Source organism: Phenylobacterium sp. (assembly GCF_037968635.1).
GTDB lineage: Bacteria > Pseudomonadota > Alphaproteobacteria > Caulobacterales > Caulobacteraceae > Phenylobacterium.
This window is the reverse complement of the sequence record NZ_JBBKVV010000054.1, coordinates 1-2,865: the sequence shown is the minus strand read 5'-3', so window position 1 is coordinate 2,865 and position 2,865 is coordinate 1. Positions and strand designations below refer to the sequence as shown.

Genomic DNA, 2,865 nt, shown 5'->3' with positions numbered 1-2,865 from the left:
CAGATGCACATCGCCGAGACCAAGGACAAGGCCATCGAACAGGTGCGCTTCGGCCTGGAGAAGTGGATCTATTACTTCCGCGAGATCGCCAACCTGCCGATGGTGCCCGACGATTTCGCCGGCGACCCCGTCGAGGCCTATATCGCGCTCGGCTCAGCCGTGGTCGGCACCCCCGACGACGCCATCGCCCGCATCGAGCAGCTGAAGGAAGAGAGCGGCGGCTTCGGCTGCTATCTGATGATGGCCCACAACTGGGCCAACTGGGCCGACACCCAGCGCTCCTACGAGATGATCGCCCGCTACGTGGTCCCGCACTTCCAGCAGCTCAACGTGAACCGCAAGGCCTCCATGGACTGGGTGCGCGACAACAAGACCGAGTTCACCAGCCAGACCCGCGCCGCCGTGGGCGCCCGCATCGTCTCCCACATGATGGAGAAGGGCACGGAGAACATCAGCCCGCAGATCGTCGCCCTGATCGCCGGCGCCGCCGCGGCTCAGGACCCGAAGAAGGACTGACCTGACCGTGGAGCTGCCCGGAGCAGTCTCTACAGCTCCACAGCGGGCGTGGCGGTGCTGACATCGCCGGTATTGGGTGTGCCCGCTGGATCGATCAGCAGCAGGCGGACCTGGCCCCGACGGGCGGCGGGACGATGCTCGACGCCGCGTGGGACGATCAGCAGCTCGCCGGGACGCACGACCACGGTCCCGTCGCGGAAATCCATCTCGAACTCGCCTTCCAGGATCAGGAAGAGTTCGTCGGTCTCATCGTGCCGATGCCAGACCCATTCGCCCTCCGCCTTCACCAGGCGGACCTCGTTGGTGTTGTACCGGGCGACGATCTTGGGCGCCCAGAGGTCGTTGAACTGGGACAGCTTGTGGTCGAGCATGACCTTCAAGGGACGGGCGTCTTGGGACATGGGACCTCCTAGGCGGCCGCCAGAATGCCCAGCCGCGCGGGACCCTCGCCAGGGGCGAATACGCCAATGATCAGGGCGTTCTCGCCAGTGCGCGCGCCTGGCGAAGCCCTTTAGATCACCCGATAGACCCCGATCCGCACGGCCTTGCCGCCGTCGGCCACGCCGATCGTGCCGACGAAGATCGACTTGTTCAGCCAGTCGTGCGGTCCCTGGGGCGCGTCGAAGGTGGGGTTGGTGCGGACATAGCGTCCGCCCTCCTCGGTGGGCGACACCAGGCCCAGATTGCGCACCGCGATCACCGCGCCGTCGGAGGTCTTCAGCGCGTAGATCGCCTCGATCACCGTGACGCCATCGGCCCGTACGGTCTGCCAGTCAGCGCCACCCGCGATCACCTCGCCTTCGATGCGTGGCCCCTTGAAGGTCCCGCCGGTGATGCCGATGAACCGTCGCTTGCCCAGCGCCGTGTCCCCCATCTTCGTGGCCGCATCGATGGAAACGAGGGCCTCGAAGGCGAATTCGGTGGTCAGATTGTCCATGTCACCCGTCCTAGCCAAGCTGGGCAAGCCGCGCCAGCCGTCCTAGCTTGACCAATTGAAGGAGCGCCCATGGACCTCGACGCCTATCTGGCCCGCATCAGCTACACCGGGACGCCACGCGCGGACCTCGAGACGCTGACGGCGCTCCACCGCGCCCACCTGCTGGCCATCCCCTACGAGAACCTGGATGTGCAGCTGCAGCGGCCGGGGGACGTGAGCGTGCAGCACGCCTTCGACAAGCTGGTCACCCGGCGGCGCGGCGGCTGGTGTTACGAGATGAACGGTCTGCTGGGCTGGGCGCTCGGCGAAATCGGTTTCAAGGTCACCCGCATGGCCGGCGCCGTGGGCCGCACCGAGCGCGGCGAGATCAGCCACGGCAATCATCTGGTCCTGCGCGTCGACCTGGACCGCCCCTACATCGCCGACGTCGGCTTCGGCGACGGGACCCTTGAGCCTGTCGCCCTGGTCGCCGGTCCGATGCGCGTGGCGGGCTATGACTTCCGCCTGGAAAAGCTCGACGCCGACTGGTGGCGCTTCCACAACCACGCGCTGGGCGGCGCCCCCTATTTCGACTTCACCGAGGCGCTCGCGAGCGACGCGGCGCTGAACACCACCTGCCAGTGGCTGCGCACCTCACCGGACTCGATCTTCACGATGTTCCCCATCGTCCAACGCCATACCCCGGACGGCCTGGTGATCATCCTGGGGCGCACCCTGCGAAGGATCCGGCCTGGTGAGCGGACCCAGGCCTTGATCGAAACCGCCGATGAGTTCGTCGATATCCTGGCCCGCGAGTTCGGCCTCGACCTGCCGGAGATGCGCGCCCTGTGGCCCGCCATCTGCGCCAAGCACGAGGAACTGTTCGGCGAGAAGGCCGACTAGCGCCGCAGCGAGAAGCCCACGCGGAAAGTCTGGGGCGCGGCGAAGCTCTCGGTCCCATCCCCGGTCTCGCCGACCTCTATCCGGGCATCGGTGAGGTTCTCGGCCGCCAGATAGACCTCGCTGTCGGGCGTCAGCCGCCAGGCCGCCCGGGCGTCGATCCCTACCGAGGCCGCCAGTTTGCGGCTGTTGAGGTCATCCTCGAACCGCGCGCTCTCGAAGCGCAGGTTGGCCGACAGGGTCAGGCGATCGCCCACCTTCCAGTCGGCGGCGCCCGTCACCGTGTATTCCGGTGTCTGGGCCGGACGGTTGCCGGTGAGCTGCGGCGCGGCGCTGCCGCCGTTCACCTCCGCCTTGGTGGCCGAGACAGCGCCCGTCAGGGTCAGGTCGCCGAAGGTCCGGGCGATGTCGGCTTCCAGGCCCCAGGCCTCGATCTGGCCGGCGTTGCGCCGCTGGCGCAGCACCCCGCCCGCGGGGATGAAGCCGGCCACCGGGAAGGTTCCGGGACCCGCGCCCACGGTCACATTGGTGAT

4 protein-coding genes and 1 pseudogene are annotated in these 2,865 nt (G+C 67.7%); 2 read left to right on the top strand and 3 right to left on the bottom strand.

Annotation, left to right across the window (positions count from 1 at the left end; translation table 11 throughout):
• Positions 1-516: pseudogene (locus AAC997_RS05810) on the top strand (LLM class flavin-dependent oxidoreductase); the annotation flags it as partial.
• 29 nt (positions 517-545) lie between these two features.
• Here the strand turns inward: AAC997_RS05810 and AAC997_RS05805 are convergent.
• Both AAC997_RS05805 and AAC997_RS05800 read right to left on the bottom strand, forming a co-directional pair.
• The gene (locus AAC997_RS05805) at positions 546-917 is read right to left on the bottom strand and encodes a cupin domain-containing protein (RefSeq protein ID WP_340644741.1); all 372 of its coding nucleotides are present in this window, start codon (positions 915-917) and stop codon (positions 546-548) included.
• Positions 918-1,027: 110 nt separating this feature from the next.
• Positions 1,028-1,453: a DUF3237 family protein gene (locus AAC997_RS05800; RefSeq protein WP_340644740.1), complete on the bottom strand. Its 426-nt coding sequence runs from the start codon at positions 1,451-1,453 to the stop codon at positions 1,028-1,030.
• Between the two features lie 69 nt (positions 1,454-1,522).
• Between AAC997_RS05800 and AAC997_RS05795 the strand changes: the two genes are divergently transcribed.
• Positions 1,523-2,335 carry an arylamine N-acetyltransferase gene (locus AAC997_RS05795; protein WP_340644739.1) on the top strand — a complete coding sequence of 271 codons (813 nt, stop codon included), beginning with the start codon at positions 1,523-1,525 and terminating at the stop codon, positions 2,333-2,335.
• Here AAC997_RS05795 and AAC997_RS05790 read toward each other — a convergent pair.
• Positions 2,332-2,865: TonB-dependent receptor (locus AAC997_RS05790; RefSeq protein ID WP_340644738.1), on the bottom strand; the 534-nt coding region annotated here is incomplete at its 5' end. The genes AAC997_RS05795 and AAC997_RS05790 overlap by 4 nt on opposite strands.